The organism is Desulfovibrio sp. JC010, from assembly GCF_010470675.1.
GTDB lineage: Bacteria > Desulfobacterota > Desulfovibrionia > Desulfovibrionales > Desulfovibrionaceae > Maridesulfovibrio.
Genome location: NZ_VOIQ01000009.1, coordinates 125,429 through 143,867, shown reverse-complemented (window position 1 = coordinate 143,867; position 18,439 = coordinate 125,429). Strand labels below are relative to the sequence as shown.

The 18,439-nt window shown below is 48.8% G+C and carries 18 protein-coding genes; 6 read left to right on the top strand and 12 right to left on the bottom strand.

Going from position 1 to position 18,439, the window contains the following annotated elements:
* The first annotated feature begins 64 nt into the window (after positions 1–64).
* Together secD and secF are read left to right on the top strand one after the other, a co-directional pair.
* On the top strand, positions 65–1,666 hold the full coding sequence (secD, locus tag FMR86_RS11895) for a protein translocase subunit SecD (RefSeq protein WP_163351623.1): 1,602 nt from the start codon (positions 65–67) through the stop codon (positions 1,664–1,666).
* A 13-nt stretch (positions 1,667–1,679) separates the two neighbouring features.
* Positions 1,680–2,753 (top strand): protein translocase subunit SecF, encoded by a 1,074-nt coding sequence (gene secF / locus FMR86_RS11890; protein WP_163351622.1) that lies wholly within the window; start codon positions 1,680–1,682, stop codon positions 2,751–2,753.
* Between the two features lie 220 nt (positions 2,754–2,973).
* Here secF and FMR86_RS11885 read toward each other — a convergent pair whose 3' ends face one another.
* Positions 2,974–4,227 carry a hypothetical protein gene (locus FMR86_RS11885; RefSeq protein ID WP_203544864.1) on the bottom strand — a complete coding sequence of 418 codons (1,254 nt, stop codon included), beginning with the start codon at positions 4,225–4,227 and terminating at the stop codon, positions 2,974–2,976.
* A gap of 359 nt (positions 4,228–4,586) precedes the next feature.
* On the opposite strand from FMR86_RS11885, the gene FMR86_RS11880 reads away from it, so the two are divergent.
* Positions 4,587–6,314 (top strand): aldehyde ferredoxin oxidoreductase family protein, encoded by a 1,728-nt coding sequence (locus FMR86_RS11880; protein WP_163351621.1) that lies wholly within the window; start codon positions 4,587–4,589, stop codon positions 6,312–6,314.
* Positions 6,315–6,374: 60 nt separating this feature from the next.
* Here the strand turns inward: FMR86_RS11880 and FMR86_RS11875 are convergent, their stop codons facing one another.
* A complete protein-coding gene (locus FMR86_RS11875; RefSeq protein ID WP_163351620.1) occupies positions 6,375–6,965 on the bottom strand; it encodes a LysE family translocator in 591 nt (196 codons plus the stop codon).
* A 98-nt stretch (positions 6,966–7,063) separates the two neighbouring features.
* On the opposite strand from FMR86_RS11875, the gene FMR86_RS11870 reads away from it, so the two are divergent.
* Entirely contained in the window at positions 7,064–7,999 is a 936-nt protein-coding gene (locus tag FMR86_RS11870; RefSeq protein WP_163351619.1) for a LysR family transcriptional regulator, read from the top strand.
* Positions 8,000–8,049: 50 nt separating this feature from the next.
* On the opposite strand, the gene FMR86_RS11865 is transcribed toward FMR86_RS11870, so the two are convergent.
* The 10 genes from FMR86_RS11865 to FMR86_RS11820 form a co-directional block, all read right to left on the bottom strand.
* Complete coding sequence (locus FMR86_RS11865; RefSeq protein WP_163351618.1) at positions 8,050–9,138, bottom strand: FUSC family protein; 1,089 nt, start codon at positions 9,136–9,138, stop codon at positions 8,050–8,052.
* Positions 9,113–10,078, bottom strand: a complete 966-nt coding sequence (locus FMR86_RS11860; protein WP_163351617.1) for an HlyD family secretion protein — start codon at positions 10,076–10,078, stop codon at positions 9,113–9,115. The genes FMR86_RS11865 and FMR86_RS11860 overlap by 26 nt, the downstream gene beginning before the upstream one ends.
* Positions 10,079–10,224: 146 nt before the next feature.
* Positions 10,225–11,199, bottom strand: coding sequence for a 4Fe-4S binding protein (locus tag FMR86_RS11855; RefSeq protein WP_163351616.1), 975 nt, complete (start codon positions 11,197–11,199; stop codon positions 10,225–10,227).
* A gap of 19 nt (positions 11,200–11,218) precedes the next feature.
* Positions 11,219–12,103: a dTDP-4-dehydrorhamnose reductase gene (gene rfbD, locus FMR86_RS11850; protein ID WP_373682481.1), complete on the bottom strand. Its 885-nt coding sequence runs from the start codon at positions 12,101–12,103 to the stop codon at positions 11,219–11,221.
* Positions 12,100–13,122: a dTDP-glucose 4,6-dehydratase gene (gene rfbB / locus FMR86_RS11845; protein ID WP_163351614.1), complete on the bottom strand. Its 1,023-nt coding sequence runs from the start codon at positions 13,120–13,122 to the stop codon at positions 12,100–12,102. Before rfbB ends, rfbD begins: the two co-directional genes overlap by 4 nt.
* A 111-nt stretch (positions 13,123–13,233) precedes the next feature.
* On the bottom strand, positions 13,234–13,719 hold the full coding sequence (locus tag FMR86_RS11840; RefSeq protein WP_163351613.1) for a tRNA (cytidine(34)-2'-O)-methyltransferase: 486 nt from the start codon (positions 13,717–13,719) through the stop codon (positions 13,234–13,236).
* Positions 13,720–14,272: 553 nt separating this feature from the next.
* On the bottom strand, positions 14,273–14,653 hold the full coding sequence (locus tag FMR86_RS11835) for a RidA family protein (RefSeq protein ID WP_163351612.1): 381 nt from the start codon (positions 14,651–14,653) through the stop codon (positions 14,273–14,275).
* Positions 14,654–14,667: 14 nt separating this feature from the next.
* Positions 14,668–15,651: a hypothetical protein gene (locus tag FMR86_RS11830; RefSeq protein WP_163351611.1), complete on the bottom strand. Its 984-nt coding sequence runs from the start codon at positions 15,649–15,651 to the stop codon at positions 14,668–14,670.
* A gap of 81 nt (positions 15,652–15,732) precedes the next feature.
* Complete coding sequence (locus FMR86_RS11825; RefSeq protein ID WP_163351610.1) at positions 15,733–16,086, bottom strand: STAS domain-containing protein; 354 nt, start codon at positions 16,084–16,086, stop codon at positions 15,733–15,735.
* A gap of 83 nt (positions 16,087–16,169) precedes the next feature.
* A complete protein-coding gene (locus tag FMR86_RS11820; protein WP_163351609.1) occupies positions 16,170–17,288 on the bottom strand; it encodes a response regulator in 1,119 nt (372 codons plus the stop codon).
* Positions 17,289–17,440: 152 nt separating this feature from the next.
* On the opposite strand from FMR86_RS11820, the gene FMR86_RS11815 reads away from it, so the two are divergent.
* Both FMR86_RS11815 and FMR86_RS11810 read left to right on the top strand, forming a co-directional pair.
* Entirely contained in the window at positions 17,441–18,127 is a 687-nt protein-coding gene (locus FMR86_RS11815; RefSeq protein WP_163351608.1) for a PilZ domain-containing protein, read from the top strand.
* Positions 18,128–18,129: 2 nt separating this feature from the next.
* The gene (locus tag FMR86_RS11810) at positions 18,130–18,330 is read left to right on the top strand and encodes a hypothetical protein (RefSeq protein ID WP_163351607.1); all 201 of its coding nucleotides are present in this window, start codon (positions 18,130–18,132) and stop codon (positions 18,328–18,330) included.
* Positions 18,331–18,439: the final 109 nt, after the last annotated feature.

The window sequence follows — 18,439 nt, the reverse complement described above, 5'->3', positions numbered from 1 at the left end:
GGAAGTGCTTGCCTTTTTAGTGTTTTTGTAACCTATCCTAGTTGAATTTATAAAGGGAGAGGAGATGAACGGGAGTCTTCGTTGGAAAATTATCCTGACCCTGCTTGTTGTCGTGTTTGGAGTTGCTTACCTCCTTCCTTCACTGCCTGCGGTTCAGAATTCGGGAATGGCAAGCATCCTGCCTGATGACAAAATCAGTTTGGGACTTGACCTTAAGGGCGGAATCCACCTCACACTCGGTGTTGATATGGATAAAGCCATGGATAACAACCTTGCCCGCATGGGAGACGACCTCAAGGCCGTAGCCCGCGAGGAAGGCGTAATTGTATTGAAGCCTAAAGTGCTCAAGGGTGAGAGAATCGAAGCGGTTCTCCTCAAGGAAGCCCAGAAGGAAAAGCTGGAAAAGCTTGTTAAAGATTCCTTCGGCAACCTGACCATCCTCAGCACCGCAGTGAAGCCTGACGGCAAAGTCACTTACGTTTTTGCTCCCACTCCGGAATACAAAAAGTACCTGACCAAGCTGACCATGGATCAGGCAATCAAAACCATCCGCAACCGTATTGACCAGTTCGGTGTTGCTGAGCCGGATATCCGCAAGCAGCAGGGCAACCGCATTCAGGTGCAGCTGCCCGGTATGCAGGATCCCGAAAGAGCGATCAAGATCATCGGTAAAACCGCCCACCTTGAATTCAAACTGGTGGATGAGGGTGCTGATCTTGAAAAAGCACAGAAGGGCATCGTTGCACCCGGACGTGAAGTTACTGTCATCAGACACAGACTTCCCGACGGTTCCTATGTCGAAAAACCCATTGTCCTCAAGAAAGACGCCATGCTGACCGGTGAATACATCACTGATGCGCAGACTCGTTTTGACCAGTTCAACCAGCCTTACGTAACCCTGAACTTCAACAGCAGGGGCGCAAGAATTTTTGAACGGGTTACCGGTGAGAACATCAAGAGACAGATGGCAATCGTTCTGGACGGTAAAGTATATTCCGCACCGACCATTCAGGATAAGATCGCAGGCGGCCGCGCTTCCATCACCGGAAGCTACACCACTGATGAGGCCCATGACCTCGCCATTGTTCTGCGTGCCGGTTCTCTTCCTGCTCCGGTTAAAATCCTTGAGCAGAGAACAGTCGGTCCTTCCTTGGGACAGGAATCCATTGATAAGGGTATCTCCGCCGCTATCGCAGGTAGTGTGCTGGTGCTGATCTTCATGCTCGCCTACTACGGCTTTGCAGGTTTCGTTGCCGACGTTGTGCTGGTGCTCAACGTGGTGCTGATTCTCGCAGGTCTGGCGGCTTTCGGCGCAACCCTGACTCTGCCCGGTATCGCGGGTATCATCCTGACCATCGGTATGGCTGTTGATGCTAACGTCATCATCTTCGAACGCATACGTGAAGAATTAAGACGGGGACTGACCGCTAAAGCCGCTATCGTAGAAGGCTACAGCAGGGCAACCCTGACCATTCTGGACGCAAACATCACCACTGTGATCGCTGCGGTTATTCTTTACCAGTTCGGTACCGGGCCGGTGCGCGGTTTTGCGGTAACACTTACTCTGGGTATTCTTACCTCCATGTTCACCGCTATTTTCGTGACCCGCATCTTGTTTGAGCTTTACACCTCCAAGCGTGCCGCCGATGCACCGCTGAACATTTAAGGAGAGTGAATAAATGGGATTGCAGATAATTAAACCCGATACCAAGATCGATTTTATCGGAGCAAAGGGCAAAGCGTTCATCGTTTCCGCTGTGCTGATCCTGCTCGGGCTCGGTTCGCTGATCATGAACGGCGGCCCCAAGTACGGCATCGACTTTGCCGGCGGTATCGTGGTTCAGGTTAAGTTTGATAAGAAAGTAGATGTAAAGGCTGTAAAAGGTGCCCTTGAGGACGCTAAGCTCCCCGGACTGGTTGTCCAGAGCTTCGGTCATGACGACGATAATGAAATCCTGCTCAGAACTTCTTCTTCCGAGATCAGTTCTTCTGAAGTGCGGGATAACATCTCTGCCGGACTTGAGTCCGGTCTGAAAGGAACCGGATTTGAAATCCAGCGTCTGGAAATGGTTGGTCCCAAAGTCGGTGCCGACCTGCGGACCAAGGCCATTGAGGCCCTGTACTTCGCAGTGCTCCTGATCGCTATCTACATCTCCGGCCGTTTTGAGCAACGTTGGTTCGCAGCGGCAATTATGGCCGGTGGCCTTTTTGCCGGAATCAGTGCCCTGCAGCTGCTGGGTATGTCCACCACCGTGCTTATTTTCGGTGCCCTGTTCATCACTGTCGGTTTGTGCTGGTATCTGAAATTGAATTACGCGTTGGGGGCCATTGTGGCACTCATCCATGATATTCTGATCACAGTCGGTATCTTCTCCCTGCTCGGCAAGGAGTTCGACCTGACCATCATCGCGGCCCTGCTGACCATCATCGGTTACTCTCTGAACGATACCATCATCGTTTTCGACCGTATCCGTGAGAACCTGCTCGGCAAGATCAGTGATTCTCTTGCAGAGACCATCAATATCAGTATCAACCAGACCCTGAGCAGAACCATCCTCACTTCCGGCACCACCCTGCTGGTTGTTGCGGCCCTGTTCGCACTGGGCGGCGGCGTAATCCACGATTTCGCTCTCGCACTGCTCATCGGTGTAGGTGTCGGTACCTACTCCTCCATCTTTGTTGCCAGCCCCATCCTGCTCGGATTCGGCCCCAGCGCAATCGGAGATGACAGAGAGGAAGCTGAAGCAGCATAGCTTCGGTTTTCTTCCAAGGCTTATTCAAAGCGGGAACGGCTCAGGTCGTTCCCGCTTTTTTTTGTTTTAAAGATGCCTCCGGGGGCCCTGCCGGGGGCCTTAAACCCTTTTGCAAAAGGGTTTGTTCCACTGTCTTTATCTCTAAGACTCGCGGAAAGACCGCTCGCCTAAGAGCTAAAGCAAGAATCCCAAAACCTTTTATTACGGCTTCGCCGATGAGTTAGTATCTGAACATCCATGGTAGAATTAAGACAGAAAATCCGGTCCAGATCAGATAGGCAGGAAGGTATTTTCCAAGCGCGCTTTCTATATCACCCAGTGTTCCGCTGCCCTTGTGATAATTCAGGTAGCCGATGCCCATAACGGTCAAATTGCCGAAGACCACCAGATTGGAACCGAGCACGGTCAACCGGTTTGCGGTGATACCGTATTCAAAGATCCGCCAGCCGATGGCACTGATTCCTACCAGATCAAGAAAAATAGTTCCGGCAACCATGAGGCTGATTACGGCGGTAGCGAGCTTTCCGGATTCCTTTTCACCCCGTCCGGTGAGGGTGAAAATTGCGGTGGCAAGAACTGTCAGCAGCAGGATATTGTAGGTGAGCAGGGTGGATCGGTCTTGAAAAAGTTCATTAGCATTCAAAGCCATGGCACCCATGTAGCTGAAAATAAGCACCAGCAGCAGCGGTGAGAATATTCGGGCCAGCAGGGGGACCAGTTTGCGGGCTGCAGAGTAGGTGTCGGTTGCCCATGCAGCAACAAGAGGAATTGAAGCCAGTCCGTACACTCCCGGATATTCAAGTATCCAGCTGGTGGGAACATTCAGGAGATCAAATAGACCGAACGTCAGCAGCAACAGAATTCCCCCGCCGAGAAAGAACAGCCCGGAATGGATGATAAATTCACCGCTGAAACGTAGAAATTCGATACGCCCTTTACTTGATCGCCAATCATCTCCAAGGCGGCTCAGTCCGTATAAAGACCAGAGCAGAAACGGCAGGTTAAGGCAGGTAAGTGTGTAAACATCAGGCCATTCTTTGGGCAGCAGCAGAATGGCCACGGCCATGAAAGTGCTGATTGCCGCACCGATCAAGGTTCGCATCCGGGGCCAGCCGCGCATATGCATAGTGAACATGAACATTGCCGAGAGCGGGACAAGCGAGATCATCCAGCCTAAATAATCATCATAATTAATAGCTGTATGGTCGGGGATTTTGAGTATGCTTCCGGCGCAAAGGCAGATCACGAGCATTATCAGCAGGTCCGAATTGGAAAGAGTCCTGGTTTTTACTGTGGAATAATCCAGCCTTGCCTGCCATGCCCGAAATAAAACAGAATCTTTATTGTCAGAGAACGCCTCGCAGTAAAGACTTTGAAATTTACCGGGGTCATCGCGGTATATTTCTTCGAGTTTTTCCGGTTGCCCCGTCGCTTCACGAATTCTGGTTTCCATGCTTGGTTTTGTTTCTTTCATACTCACAAAAATATTCCTAAGAAGGACTTTTCGTCAATTGTTCCTGAAAAATGTATTTTTTATTTTGAGTGATATGTTGCTATGTATTTTTTGTTATATGATGATTTTTGAATGCAGTGTTAGGGGTGTTGTGTTTAGTGTCTTATGTAGTATTCGTAGTTGGTGGTGCTGTTTTGCAACAAAAAAACTAAATATGCCAAAAAAGATATAATTAAAAATTATGTGCTTAGGGGGATATAATTTAAAATCTTTGACAATAATGACTGCAGGTATATAATTGACCCACTTATTAACGGAAATGCTTTATTTAAGAACGAAGGTTGGTTTTACTAATTTTTCAAAATTTATAGGTGGTTATTATGCCCAGAATTCTTAGAATTAATACCCGTACCAAAGAGTTCAAGTTTGAAGAACTCGGTGATTACGCTGGTCTCGGTGGACGCGCCCTGACTTCCAAAGTCGTAAACAACGAAGTTCCCGGTGATTGTCATCCTCTTTCCGCAGAGAACAAGCTCGTTTGGGCTGCAGGTATCCTCGCAGGTTCCGGTGCTGCAAACTCCGGCAGACTCTCCTGCGGTGCCAAGTCTCCCCTGACCGGCGGTATCAAAGAAAGTAACTCCGGCGGACAGTTCGCACAGGCACTGCCCCGCATGGACATTCTGGCTGTTGTCTTTGAAGACAAACCTGAAATGGACGCACCTTTCTCCATCGTTGAAATTTATGCCGACCGTGTAGAATTCAAAGACGCTACTCCTATCGTGGGCATGGATAACTATCCCGCACACGAAGAGCTTAAAAAAATGTACGGCGACAAAGCTGTTACCGCTCTGGCAGGCCCTGCCGGCGAACAGTGTCTCGCAGCATCCACCATCCAGTTTTCCGATCCGCATCTGAATCCCGCACGTTCCGCCGGTCGTGGCGGCATGGGTGCGGTTATGGGCTCCAAAAAGGTCAAGGCTGTTGTTCTTGATCCTGATGCAAAGGGCCGCATTAAGCCTGTTAATGAAGAAGCGTTTAAGGTTGCCCGTAAGCGTTGGCTCGAAATCCTCATGGGGCACCCCGTAACCAGCGAAGGTCTGCCCGCATTCGGTACCGCCATTCTCGTTAACATCATTAACGAAGCAGGCGCGCTGCCCACCAAAAACTTCCGCTACGGTCGTTTCGACGATGCAGCAGAAATCTCCGGTGAAAAGATTGCTGAAGTTATTGAATCACGCGGTGGTAAGACCAAAGAAGGTTGCCACACCGGTTGCGTTATCCAATGCTCCCAGCGTTACAACGATAAAGACGGCAACTACCTGACCTCCGGTTTTGAGTACGAAACTGTTTGGGGCTTCGGCGCAAACTGCCTGATCAAAGACATCGACGATATCGCAACCATGGACCGTATCTGCGACGAAAAAGGTATCGACACCATTGAAATGGGTTGTACTATGGCTGTTGCAATGGACGGCGGCGTCCTCAACTGGGGCGACGGTAAAGCAGGTATCGAGCTGCTCAAGAAAATCGGTTCTTCCGATGCCATGGGCCGCATCATCGGTAACGGTGCAGACTTCGCAGGTCAGGCTTTCGGCGTAGACCGCATTCCCACCGTTAAGGGGCAGGGGCTGCCCGCATACGATCCCCGTTCCGTTAAGGGTGTCGGCGTTACCTACGCAACCACCCCCATGGGCGGTGACCACACTGCCGGTTACGCAGTAGCTACCAACATCCTCAAGGTTGGTGGTGATGTTGATCCTCTTTCCAAGGAAGGTCAGATCGAACTTTCCAAGAACCTCCAGATTGCTACCGCAACCATCGATGGTCTCGGCCTCTGCCTGTTCGTAGCTTTCGCGGTTCTGGATACTGAAGATGCAGTACAGTGCATGTGTGACCTCGTTGCCGCAACACACGGTATCGAATTCACCGCTGATGACTTCATCGCACTTGGCGTGAACACCCTTAAGGATGAGCTTGAGTTCAACCGTAAAGCAGGTTTCACCAAAGCTGACGACCAGCTGCCCCGTTTCTTCGCTGAAGAAAAACTTGAGCCTCACGACACCGTATGGGAATACACTGTCGAAGAACTTCAGGCTGCTAAAGTCTAAAGTCGCTTAAAATAAAATGAGTTAAGCCCGGTTGAGATTTCTCAGCCGGGCTTAATTTTTTTAAAGCATATTGCTAAGATTGCAGAAGACCAAAATTATCAATAATGCTGCCATGGATCGGTTAAAGATTGTCAGATGGGTGCTTTTGAGTTTTGTCGCGATAAGACTGCCAAGGCAGACCCAAATAAATACGGAGAAAAAGCAGGCGATGAAAAACATCAGGATATAAAATGTTAGCATTGAGTTTTCAGATGCGTTTAGATACATCGCCAAGCCGGACATGGAAACCAGCCATGCTTTGGGATTGAGGAGTTGCAGGATTGCACCTTGATAGAATCCTGCTGTTTGATTTGTTTCTGAATCTATTTCTATTGTTGAGTTTTTTTGGGACATCAAAAAAGCAAGATACAGGAGATAGATGGAACCGATTAATGTAAGACCATTTGCCAGAGTTTCGTTGGTTTTTAAGATTTGGCTTACACCGAAACTTGCTACAAGTATGACAAATGACAATCCTAGAGTTGCTCCTAACACAAAGGGGATACTAACTTTTATCCCGTTTTGAGATCCTAGTAAACTTGCAACGATATTTACAGGGCCGGGTGTGGCGCATGTTGCAAAAGCAAATATAGTGATTTCTAAAGCTGGCACTGATTGCTCCGGGTGGGTTTAATATTTGATGTAGGTGTTGACAATATCGTGCGGCATTGCTTTAGTAAAATTAAAACATTTAAGCTATAGGATTAGTTTTGCTAAGTCATCCCGATTTAAATCGACTTAAGGTTTTCTATTATGTTTTTACCAAACAGAGTGTAGCCAAGGCTGCAGAGGAATTGAATATAACCCAGTCTGCGGTAAGCCAGCAGTTAAAGAAGCTTGAAACGGAGCTTGAAACTCTTCTTTTTACCCGTCTGCACAAACGGTTGATTCCGACCTCTGACGCGCAGAGATTATTATCAATTTTAAAGCCTTTTTTTCATGAGTTGGAACTTGGTTTGCGGACTATAGCGCAGTCCAAAGAAATTCCTTCAGGTGAACTCAGAGTTGGTTCTCCTCATGGATTCGGTAAAGCTTATCTGCCAAAAAACTTTGCGGCATTTCGTCGCATATATCCAAAAGTGAGCTTTAAGTTATGGCTTGGTGATGCAAATCGAATTTTTTCCATGCTTGATAAAGGCCAACTTGATATCGCAATCATTGATGAATATCTGGTTCAGCGCATGCCGTTGGATAATTTGAAGCAATACAGATTCGAAAAGGTGATTGACGAAGAGCTTATTCTGGCCGGATCTAAAGAGTATTGTGAAGAAAGATTGTGTGGTGACTATTCGTTGGAAAATCTTGTCAGACAGGATTTTATCTCCTGCCATCTTGACGCTCTGGCAGTTACAAATTGGTTCAGTTACCATTTCGGCAAGGCTGTTTCCAAGCTTAATGTTGTGCTGGAAACTGATAGTTTTCAAACAGTGATGGAGGGCATTGAGAGCCATTTGGGACTCAGCATCACCGCATCCCATCTTGTTCGAGGACAACTTAAAGAGGGCAGGATCATTTCTATTCCTGCACCGAAAAAATCTACTATAAATCGTATTTCTTTAGTGCAGTTTAAAACTAAAGTTCCCAGCCTGACAGAACAGATTTTTCTTACCCATTTTAAGCAGGAAATTCAGCAGATCTGGTACTGATAATATGAAGGGCTGTTTTTCAGTAGACACAAGGTTGTTGTTTTTACGTCTTAATTTTTTTCTAAAAGGGCATGGATGATATTCCAGAGCACTAGTGCAGCAAGAATGCCGCACAGCCGGGTTATGGGCGGCTGAAGTTCGGTTCCGGGGCCCAGTCCCTGCACAAGGGTTAAAGTGAGGGCTATGCCGCCTTGAAGTCCCATATATGAGCAGCGAGGGTCTCCGTGGTCGATATAGGAAAAAATTAACAGCAAAACCCAGTATGACGCCGCCCATGTGATCAGGTAGTGGCCCGGTGTGGTTCCCAGCAGGAGCAGGCCGATGCTCCCGCCGATTACACATCCGCTGATGCGTAAAATACCTTTGCGCCATGTCAGCTCCGGGGAGGGTTGGAGCAGAATCAGGGAAGTTACCCCGATTTGAAGGATTCCCGGCAGGTCCAGCCATCTCCAGATCAGCGGCACTGAAACCATGGCCAAGGCCAGACTGATAGCCTGTTTGATCAGTTCAGATTCCTGTGCAGGGGAAATTTTACTGTTAGCGGATGGAGACGTCACGGGTATATTTTCATCCGGCTCCGAACCAACGAAGACCGCACTCATGACAATAGCCATGAGTGTTCCGAGACTGATTTCAAAAGTGCGGAAGAATGCGAAATCGAAAATATTCTGCGGCACTACCAGTCCGGCAATGGAGAGCAGCACAATCATGAATCCGGACATGGACCATGCATAACTGTCCTTGCCCCGAATTTCCGTGACCACAACAGTTGCAACGGAAGTAAAAAAGATAATGCACAGAATGGCAAAAACATTACCAATGAATGCTCCCAGCAGGATCAGGGCCAGCACACAGCCGCAGATTGTCCCGATAATGCGCAGAATGCCTTTGACGAGGGAGGCATCATAGCTTGAGCGGGAAACTACCAGCGCGGAAATTCCGGCCCAGTAGGGCTTTTCCAGATTAAGCCAGTTGGCGATGAGTACGGCGCAGAGTGCGGCCGTGGCTGCCCCCAGAGCACAGCGGGCCTGAGTCCTGCTGAAATGACTCAATTCATGGGCAAGGCCCTGTTTGAATTCTTCGAAGGCACTGGCTGCGTACATCATGTCATCCTTAATAAATAACCAGCGTGCGGACATCGGAACCGCTCAGTAAGCGTGTTCCGTGCGGAACTTCGATTTCTATGCGTACCGGAAAGCGGCGGGAAAGCCTGATCCAGTTGGTCTTCGGTTCTACATAGGGCAGAAGTTTATCAGTGATGGGATTGCGCGAAACGCCCCGGGCAATTCCTTGTACTTTTCCTGAGAAAAGGTTCCACGGGTAATTATCAAGATGTACGGTTACGTGCTGGCCCGGTTTAATATGGCGGACCAGCTGTTCCCGGTAATTGGCGATAACCCGCCAGTCTTCATCTGAAACCACGGCCATGATGGGCTGGCCCACTTTGGCGAAATCACCGGGCTTGATTTTAAGTGCGGTGATGAATCCGTTCACCGGGGCATAGAGTCTGGTGTGTTCCATCTCATATTCGGCCAGATTCAACTGGGACTCAGCGTGGCGTAGTTCATGCTGCTGGGCCTGTACAGCCGCTTTTGCCTCATCAACTTCCGATGCTGCTTCCTTGTTCCTGTCCATAGCTTTGCGGTATTCTTCCAACTTTTCGTCGTAAACCTGTCTGGAAACGGTCTTGGATTTTATCAGCTTGCGGAACCGTTTTTCCGTTTTTTCAGCCAGTGTGAGTGCAGCCTGTGTTTCTTTGAAAACGGCATCTGCGGCCAGCAGGTTTTTCTGCTGCATATCAAGTCTGGCTTTGGTCTGGGCCAATTTTGCCTGTGCGCTGTTCAGGGCAATCTGGAAGGGGGTAGGATCGATGACAGCCAGTAAGTTTCCTTTTAATACCTGCTGATTGTCCTTTACGGCAACTTCCTGAATATGTCCCTGTACCCGTGGGGCCGTGCGGATGATATCCGTTTCAAGATAGGCGTCATCGGTGTAGGCCATGAAATAGGTGGAGATCCAATAGATAAAGAGCAGAAACAGGGCTGCGAAAAGTAATTTGAAAACAGTCTTGCGGTTCATGGTTGTTTCCTTCAAAGGGCTGCGGGATGGTTTGATCCTGATTATAAACGTATTTTTTAAAAATGACCATGAACACAAAAAACGGCATCTTCCAGCCCGTAAAGGGGGAAAATGCCGTTTTTTTAAGTTGCTATAAATTTTAGCTGCTACATCATCATATAATATTTGCGCAGCATTTCCAGCGGGTAGGGGGAATCCCAGTGGTTGGTGAATTTTGCTGCTGCATAATAGACAAGCAGAATGATCAATGAACCTGCGGCTATTACATACCACGGCAGTTTTACCCGGCTAAGGCGGTCAGTGACGTTCAGGCAGCCGTCCACAGGGCATGCGTTGATGCACTGGGTGCAGCCTACGCATTCAGCGGAATTGATGGTTTTTTTGGTGTCAACTTCAATTCCGCCGGGGCAGGCTTTGTTGCATTTTCCGCAACTGATGCATTTTTCTTCATCACGTTTAATGGCAATGGGAGAAGCCTTGGAGAGGATGCCCAACAGAGCTCCGTAGGGACACAGGAAGCGGCACCAGAAGTAAGGGATGAAGACGCCCAGCACGATTATTGCCCCGACAACCAATGCTGCAGTCAGGCTCATGTCGGTGAAGAAGTGGAGCATCCGCGCTTCTGCGGTGAAGTTGTACGGCGAGTGGATAAATGCGTCTACTTCGCGCGCGCTCATCTTGAAGAAAACCATATTCGCAAAAAAGGCCAGCAGTATGTATTTGGGAATGAGCATCCCCAGTTCTATCTTGCCTTTGATAGTGATTTGTTTTCCTGTTTTGCGGCCCAAGCGGTGCAGCAGGTTGTGGATAAAGCCCACCGGGCAGAGATAGCCGCAGAAACCTTTACGCACGATCAGGCTCATGACCATAACCGCTATGAAGATGGTCAGCCCGGCCGGGTGTACCTCATCAAATATACCTTGAGCGAAAAGCTGTTTCAGGGAAAGCAGTGCGCTGATGGGCAGAAATCCTTCCACCGCACCGGGTTTGCTTACGGCAATATCAGAATTGCCGATCATCCATTCATAGAAAAGATAAAAGCGGTATCCCACCCAGATGCAGAACAGGGTCATGGCAGACTGGATGGAATCCCGCACGAGTTCAGGGGATATTTTTTTCATTTTTCCTTTTTGGGGAAGATTAATCTTCCTGATGGTCTTTCTGGTCGTTGTATACGTAGTCCCTGAGAGCCTGTACCCACGGGCGCGGGGTTATCCCGGTCACCTCGGTAAACTTGGAAGTGTCCAGAACAGAGTAGGGCGGTCTCTTGGCCTTGGTGGGGTAGGCGGAGGTGGGGACTGGGTCGACCCGGCAGTTGATGGCGCAGCTGTCCACAGCCTCGGTGGCCAGTTCGCACCAGCTTGCTTTGCCGGAGTTGACTAAATTGAAAATTCCTTTGGCTTCATGTTTGAGCAGTTCTATGGAGTACTCTGCTAGATCCGGGGTGTAGGTCGGCGAGCCGTTCTGGTCATGGACAACGGTCAGGTTTTCACGTTCCTTGGCGAAGTTCACGATTTTATGAACGAAATTTGTTCTGTGCGGGCCGAAGAGCCATGCAGTGCGGATGATCAGAAAATCATCATAATTCAGTTCAATAATACGTTCTTCCCCGGCCAGTTTGGTTTCACCGTATACGGATTTAGGATTGGTCCGGTCTTCTTCTGTGTAGGGAGAGTCTTTTTTGCCGTCAAAGACAAAATCCGTGCTGTAATGAATCAGCTTGGCACCGCTTTGTTTGCAGAGTCTGCCCAGTGTGGCGGGCAGGGTGGTGTTCAGCAGGTGGGCTTTGTTTTCCTCGTCTTCGGCCTGATCGACCATGGTGTAGGCCACGGTGTTGAATACGAAATCCGGCTCTTCCCTTTCCATAAATGCACTCAGGGAGTCTTCATCCAGTGGATCGAAGTCGGAGCGGGACAGGGGAATGGTTACTATCTCCTGCTGCTCAAGCTTTTGGGCTAGTGCCTGTCCGAGCAGTCCGTTGCGTCCGCCGAGGATTATTGCCTTTTTACCTGCTAAATCAATCACTTTCGTTCTCCGTACCATTGGTCCATGAATTCACGGTAGGCTCCGCTGCGAACTTCTTCGAGCCAGTCTGAGTTGCTCTGGTACCATTCAACTGTTTTGCGGATCCCTTCATCAAAAGTCACTGCCGGAGTGAATCCCAGTTCCTTTTCTGCCAGTGAGTAGTCCATGGCATATCGCATGTCATGACCGGGCCTGTCTTTGACATAGGTAATGAGAGACTCATCTTTTCCGAGAATATTGAGAAGTTCTTTAACCAGCTCAAGATTGGTCTTTTCCGCAGCACCGCCGAAGTTGTAGGCTTTACCGGGCTGTCCTTTGAGCAGGGTCAGTTCCACCCCGGTGCAATGGTCGTCAACGTAAATCCAGTCGCGGATATTGGAACCGTCACCGTAGATGGGCAGACTCTCACCAGCACCAGCTTTAATGAACATGAGCGGGATGAGCTTTTCCGGGAACTGGTAGGGACCGTAGTTGTTTGAGCAACGGGTTATGGATACGGGAAATTTGTAGGTCTCGAAGTAGGCCCGTGCCATGAGGTCTGCTCCGGCTTTGGAGGCGGAGTAAGGACTGTTCGGTTCAAGGGGGTTTTCTTCGCTGAAGGCCGGATCTTCTGGACCGAGGGTGCCGTAGACTTCATCTGTGGAGACGTGGACGAATTTTTCGATTCCGGCACTGCGTGCGCATTCCATCATATTCTGGGCGCCGAGGGTGTTGGTGGTCAAAAAAGGTGCGGGGTCGTTGATGGAACGGTCCACATGGGATTCCGCCGCGAAGTTGACCACAGCATCGATTTTGTAATCGTGCAGTACGGAGGTAACGAAATCCTTGTCGCAGATGTCGCCGTGCAGAAATGTGTAGCCGGAGTTTTCGTCCTGTTCCAGCTGGAGCAGGTTTTTGCGGTTCCCGGCATAGGTCAGTTTGTCGAGATTGAACAGTTTCCAGCCCGGATGCCGTTCTTTCATGAGGTAGATGAAATTGGTGCCGATAAAACCGCATCCGCCGGTAATGAGAAGTCGCATATTGTCTCCGCTGATAATTAAAAATTATGAATGGCGAACATACCTGTTGCCGTAGTGTTATGCAAGAAAGTGCAGGTACAAAATGATGTGCAGTAAAGGTACTGCCTTGATTTATTTAAATGAAATGTTTTCATCCAGACATGACAGGGCCTGATAAAGAATAATTCCCGCAGAGGTGGAAAGGTTCAGGCTGCGAACATTATCCGTGGTGGGGATATTTACTGCATGTTCGAACTCATCGAACATCCATTCCGGTAAGCCCCGTGTTTCCGGGCCGAGCACGAGATGGTCTCCGGGCATGAATTTGAAATTAAAAAGATGGGTGCCCCGTTTGGCACTGGTGGTGACCAACCTTCGGGGCTTGGCGTTTTCCTTGTAATCCTGCCAGTTTTCCCAGACCGAGAGTTTTACCTTGGGCCAGTAGTCAAGCCCGGCCCGCTTGAGGTGTTTATCGGAAATGGAAAATCCCAGCGGCTTGATGAGATGCAGCGGGGTATTTGTTCCGGCGCAAAGCCGGGCAATGTTGCCGGTATTGGGTGGGATTTCCGGTTCAAAGAGAACTATGCTGAAAGGGTTGGTGAATTTTTCCTGTGTCATGGCGGAATCGATAACAGGAGTATGAAGGAAGGGCAATCCTTTAAGGGGGTTGAAATTTGGGCATAAAAAAATGTCCGGATCAATCGCGGGAGGGAGGGCAGAATCGCTTTTGTGTATAATTTTTTTCTAAGCTGTTCGTTTCTACCGTTTCCTGCACTCGCCTATCAGTCCAGAACATTTTCTTATAGATGGGTGAAGAACGACTCTTATTTTTAAAATTTTTTTTGTGTTTGTTTAGTCTGTTCTTGTGTCCGTCTTGATTTGTTTAAAGCAGTATACGTGCCAAGTTTTAGTGGGGGTGAGTAAGTGCTTTTTATCATGTGATGTTTTTTATGGAGGGGATAGATGTCAAAAATCAGAAAGGATGGAGTGTCGGAAAATAGACGGGATTTTGGCGGTAGTTTTTGCCGAAATTTGTAAAGTATGAAATACAAAAATGTGGATTTGCCAAGCGAAGCGGCGAAGCCAAATTAAAAGGTTCTGAAGGGGATGGGGTCTGGGGAAGGGGAAACTCTTGCAAGAGTTTCCCCTTCCCCAGCCGCCGGAGGCATCATTATATCGCAGCAATGCATTTAATCTCAACAAGTCCGCCTTTGGGCAATCCGCTTACTTCTACTGCGGCTCTTGCGGGCTTGTGTTGGGAGAAGAATTCGGAATAGACTGCATTGACTTTGGCAAAGTCGTTCATGTCGGTGAGGAATACATCCACACTGATGACTTTGGTCAACGCGCTTCCGCAGGCTTCGAGGATGGATTTGAGATTCTCAAGAGCCTGACGGGCCTGTTCCTCCACATCCTCGGAAATGAATTCACCTGTTGCCGGGACAAGGCCGAGTTGTCCGCTGATGAATGCCTGGGAATTGTAAATGGTGGCCTGTGAATACGGTCCGATTGCGGCGGGCGCGTTTTCGGTATTGACGGTAGTAACGATCATAACCATTCCTTTTTTTAAGATTGTTTGGGGAGTCCCCATAAATATTTGTCGGAGAAGCTCTCCGGGATAAATTTAGTAATCTGTACAAGAGCGGCGACAATCAGGCAGGACATGATCAAATGTCCCCACAAGAGGCCTGATATGTGACCGCCGATCATCATCAGCAGCAGTGTGTCTTCGATGAGGCTGTGGCAAAGGCTCATCAAGGTCAGGGAGTAGAATACGTCTTTTTTGTCTATGCGGCCGGATTTTGCCTCGTGGATGATCATTCCGCCGCCATAGGAAAGGCCCATTGTCAATCCGACAACGGTCAGGGCCGAGGCTTTGGAGCCTATGCCCATCATGGTCAGGAAAGGGCGGAGCAGGAAATCCATGGCTGCTATAACCCGTATTTTGGTCAGAATACGCATCACCGCCAGCAGGCAGAAGATGATGCCGAAAATGGAAATCAGGTTGCGTATCTCACCCATGGCCCATTGCAGCAGGGTTTTGTCGATGGCTGAATTATCCGGGGTGAGCAGAATGTTTGCCGGTCCCTGCAGCAGATCGAAATTCTGATAGATCAGGTTCAGCACCAGACCCATAATGAAGGCCCCGGCCATGCGGATGAAGAGCTGGAAGCCGAGCTTGGGGCCGGAACTCTGGACCACTCGCAGTTCCACGGGCATGGAGTGGGCCACAAGGATCATGGTTCCGAGAATGGTTGCCTGCGCTGCGGTGAGCGGCTGGTCCTGTGCAAGGCTTAAGAATACGATCAGCCCGCTGTAGATGTTGTTGATCAGCGCAGTGGCCCAGACCAAACCCATTTCACCGGGCAGCCCGACCAGCTTCATAACCGGGGCAAGGGGCGCGGCCAGATAGCCGACCAGATTAAATTCCTGCAGGATTTTTACAACAATGACTACCGGGATCATAATTTTAAACAGGTCGAGGCTTATGCGGGCGGCATCTTTAATTGTAGTGAGGGTGGGGCTGATGATATCTTTTGAGAAATTCATAATGGTGGTGGAAGTTGCGGGATGAAAAAAATAAAGCCGGGCAGACTTTGATATCTGCCCGGCTGAAAAGATCGAGTGCGTTTAGGCCAGCATTTTTTCTTTCAGGCCGTTTACAGCGTCTTCTTCGGTGCCGTAAAGTTCAAACACCTTATGCAGTGCGGCGATATCGATAATCTTTTTGACCCGGTCACTGATGTTGAACATGGCGATGTTGCCTTTTTCCTTCATCAGCTTGTTGCGCAGGGTGATCAGGGTGCCGATACCCATGCTGTCCATAAAATCTACACTTTCCATATCGAGTGCGATGTTGAACTGCTTCTCATCAAATATCGGATTGATCTGGCGCTGAAAGTCATGGCTGACTACGTGGTTTAGTTCTGCAGATTCAATCTTAACAACGGTAATTTCATCTATTTGTTTAAAGCTGATTTCCATTCTTTTTTCCTTAATTCTGTGGTTCTGTACAAGGATCACGGGATGCAGGCTACACCGCCTTTGAAATTCAATCAAGTCTGAGTTTAGTCTGGAAAGCTGATCTGGAATGTGGCACCGTGGTCATTAAAGAAATTGACTTCTCCGCTTAATTGCTGGGCAAGGGTTTCCACCAGAGTCATGCCCAGTGTCCGCGATTCGCTGATACTGAAATCATCAGGCATTCCCTTTCCGTTGTCAGCCACTTCCAGCTTGATGCGGTCGTTTTCCCGCTGCATGGAGACTTTTAATTCTCCGGTGCCGTTATGTCCGTAGGCATGGGTCAACGCGTTTGAAACCAGTTCGTTGATGATCAGTCCACAGGGAATGGCCGAATCAATGCCCATGTGGATGTCCTTGATTTCATATGTCGGCCTGACTTTGCCGTCCACAGAGTAGGAACGGAGCAGGAAGTTGATCAGGGTTACGGCATATTCGCTCATATCAATGCGTGACAGATCTTCAGAGCGGTAAAGTTTTTCATGCAGCATGGACATGGAGCGCACCCTGTGCTGGCATTCACGCAGCAGGTTGGTGGCTTCCGCGTCTTCGGTATAGCCGCTTTGCAGGCTGAGCAGGCTGGAAATTACCTGCAGGTTGTTTTTAACCCGGTGGTGAATTTCCTTGAGCATGACTTCTTTTTCGGCAAGGGAGGCCCGGACAATCGATTCGGATTTTTTGCGGGCGGAAATTTCTTCGGAAAGGACTTTGTTCATGAGTTGCAGTTCTTCAGTCCTTTCGCGGATTTTTTGTTCCAGCTCTTCTTTATAACGTTCGTTTTCAACCATTAACCTCGCTCTTTCGCGGGTGCGGTTGATGGCGTTTTCCAGATCGTTGAGGTCGGTTATGGGTTTGGGGATATAATCCCATGAACCCAGCCGCACAGTGGCGATAACGTCTTCAAATGATCCAGTCCCGGAAACCACGATTACCGGGGTCTGGGGAGCTTCCTGTCCCAATTGCCTGAGAACGGAAAGACCGTCCATTTCCGGCATTCTCAGGTCCAGCAGGATAACATCCGGTTGCTGTTCTCTGAAAATCTTCAGTCCTTCGTGACCGTTGGCGGCCTGCAGAACTTCGTAGCCGCTGTCTTCAAGGTAGTGGGCAATGGAAAGCCTGACACTTTCGTCATCATCAATGGTCAGAATCTTGGGAATCTCATCCATAGGGCAGTGTCCGATTTAGTTGTTTGAATTGGCGGCTTAAGTTATATTAATGTTTGAAAGCCTTTATAACTGTGTAATTTTTGATTTTCTGAGTATATATTGATAATTGTGATTAGCCAAGTAGAGATTTTGTTTTTGGAGGTTCGTTAAGGGTGGAGAAAATACGGATATTACTGGTTGCCGCTCCCGGAGATAACAGGGGCGTTTATCTGAGGGCTTTGCAGGAATTTGATATTCAGTGTGATGTAGCCGAGTCCCTCCATGATGTCGCGCTTAAGCACAACAAGGTTAAGTATAGCGGGTTTCTAATCGATATTCCGACCCTGCTCAGGTCTTCCGCTGCGGACAAGGCGGAAGCCAATCTTTTGAGTGATAATTTTCCGGTCATGCGCCTGAGCTATAAGGCTGTTGAAGGGATTCGCTGTATCCCCACCGGAAAATTTTCCGGACATGGAAATACTCTGGATGCGTTTTTCAAAGAGAGCTGCCTGAACTTTACAGCGCGGTCTTTACGTGGCACCAAAAGGGCGAACAAGGTGTTGAATGTTCTGTTGAACAGGGACATATCCATCCCGAAAAGCCATATGGAAAAGAGCGTGGCTTTGAACTTTTCCGCTGAAGGATGTTTTTTATATTCGGTTTCAAAGTGGAAAAAGGGCGATACGCTCTGGATCGCTATTATGGAACTGGACGACAAGGCTCCGATCAAAGCTGAAGTGCAGTGGGTAGTGCCGTGGGGAATAAAATCCCAGATGCCGGGGCTAGGGGTTAATTTTTTGTCCCTGTCTGAAGAACAGGCTGATCAGATTGATGCGATAATTCAGAATAAGAAGGTGTAATTGTGGGTGAGTTGAAGGAAGATAAGAATTTTGAGCGGCTGCTGGAATGCATGGCGCGCGGTATTCTGGTGGGCGGTTCCGTTGGAGCAATTGCCGGATGGTTTTTTATGGATATTCAGCGGGCCCTGCTGCTTGGCATGCTGGTCGGTTGCGTTGCCGGGCTGACTATGAAGAATGTTAAAGATAAGCGGGATGCGGAGTAGTTTTATTGCCTCCGGCGGCCCTTCGGGGACCAAAGAACCTTTTTTGGGAAAAAAGGTTCTCTGGACTCTCCAAAAAACTTTTTAATAAGCTTCGCATAAAAATTTAAAA

What these genes read in the sequence shown, in the direction of transcription:
- secD (WP_163351623.1), top strand. Translation starts at nt 65, where the DNA reads ATGAACGGGAGTCTTCGTTGGAAAATTATCCTGACCCTGCTTGTTGTC.
- FMR86_RS11835 (WP_163351612.1), bottom strand. Translation starts at nt 14,653, where the DNA reads ATGATCGTTACTACCGTCAATACCGAAAACGCGCCCGCCGCAATCGGA.
- secF (WP_163351622.1), top strand. Translation starts at nt 1,680, where the DNA reads ATGGGATTGCAGATAATTAAACCCGATACCAAGATCGATTTTATCGGA.
- FMR86_RS11885 (WP_203544864.1), bottom strand. Translation starts at nt 4,227, where the DNA reads ATGAAAGAAACAAAACCAAGCATGGAAACCAGAATTCGTGAAGCGACG.
- FMR86_RS11865 (WP_163351618.1), bottom strand. Translation starts at nt 9,138, where the DNA reads ATGTCCGCACGCTGGTTATTTATTAAGGATGACATGATGTACGCAGCC.
- FMR86_RS11840 (WP_163351613.1), bottom strand. Translation starts at nt 13,719, where the DNA reads ATGACACAGGAAAAATTCACCAACCCTTTCAGCATAGTTCTCTTTGAA.
- FMR86_RS11880 (WP_163351621.1), top strand. Translation starts at nt 4,587, where the DNA reads ATGCCCAGAATTCTTAGAATTAATACCCGTACCAAAGAGTTCAAGTTT.
- FMR86_RS11830 (WP_163351611.1), bottom strand. Translation starts at nt 15,651, where the DNA reads ATGAATTTCTCAAAAGATATCATCAGCCCCACCCTCACTACAATTAAA.
- FMR86_RS11855 (WP_163351616.1), bottom strand. Translation starts at nt 11,199, where the DNA reads ATGAAAAAAATATCCCCTGAACTCGTGCGGGATTCCATCCAGTCTGCC.
- FMR86_RS11820 (WP_163351609.1), bottom strand. Translation starts at nt 17,288, where the DNA reads ATGGATGAGATTCCCAAGATTCTGACCATTGATGATGACGAAAGTGTC.
- FMR86_RS11860 (WP_163351617.1), bottom strand. Translation starts at nt 10,078, where the DNA reads ATGAACCGCAAGACTGTTTTCAAATTACTTTTCGCAGCCCTGTTTCTG.
- rfbB (WP_163351614.1), bottom strand. Translation starts at nt 13,122, where the DNA reads ATGCGACTTCTCATTACCGGCGGATGCGGTTTTATCGGCACCAATTTC.
- FMR86_RS11825 (WP_163351610.1), bottom strand. Translation starts at nt 16,086, where the DNA reads ATGGAAATCAGCTTTAAACAAATAGATGAAATTACCGTTGTTAAGATT.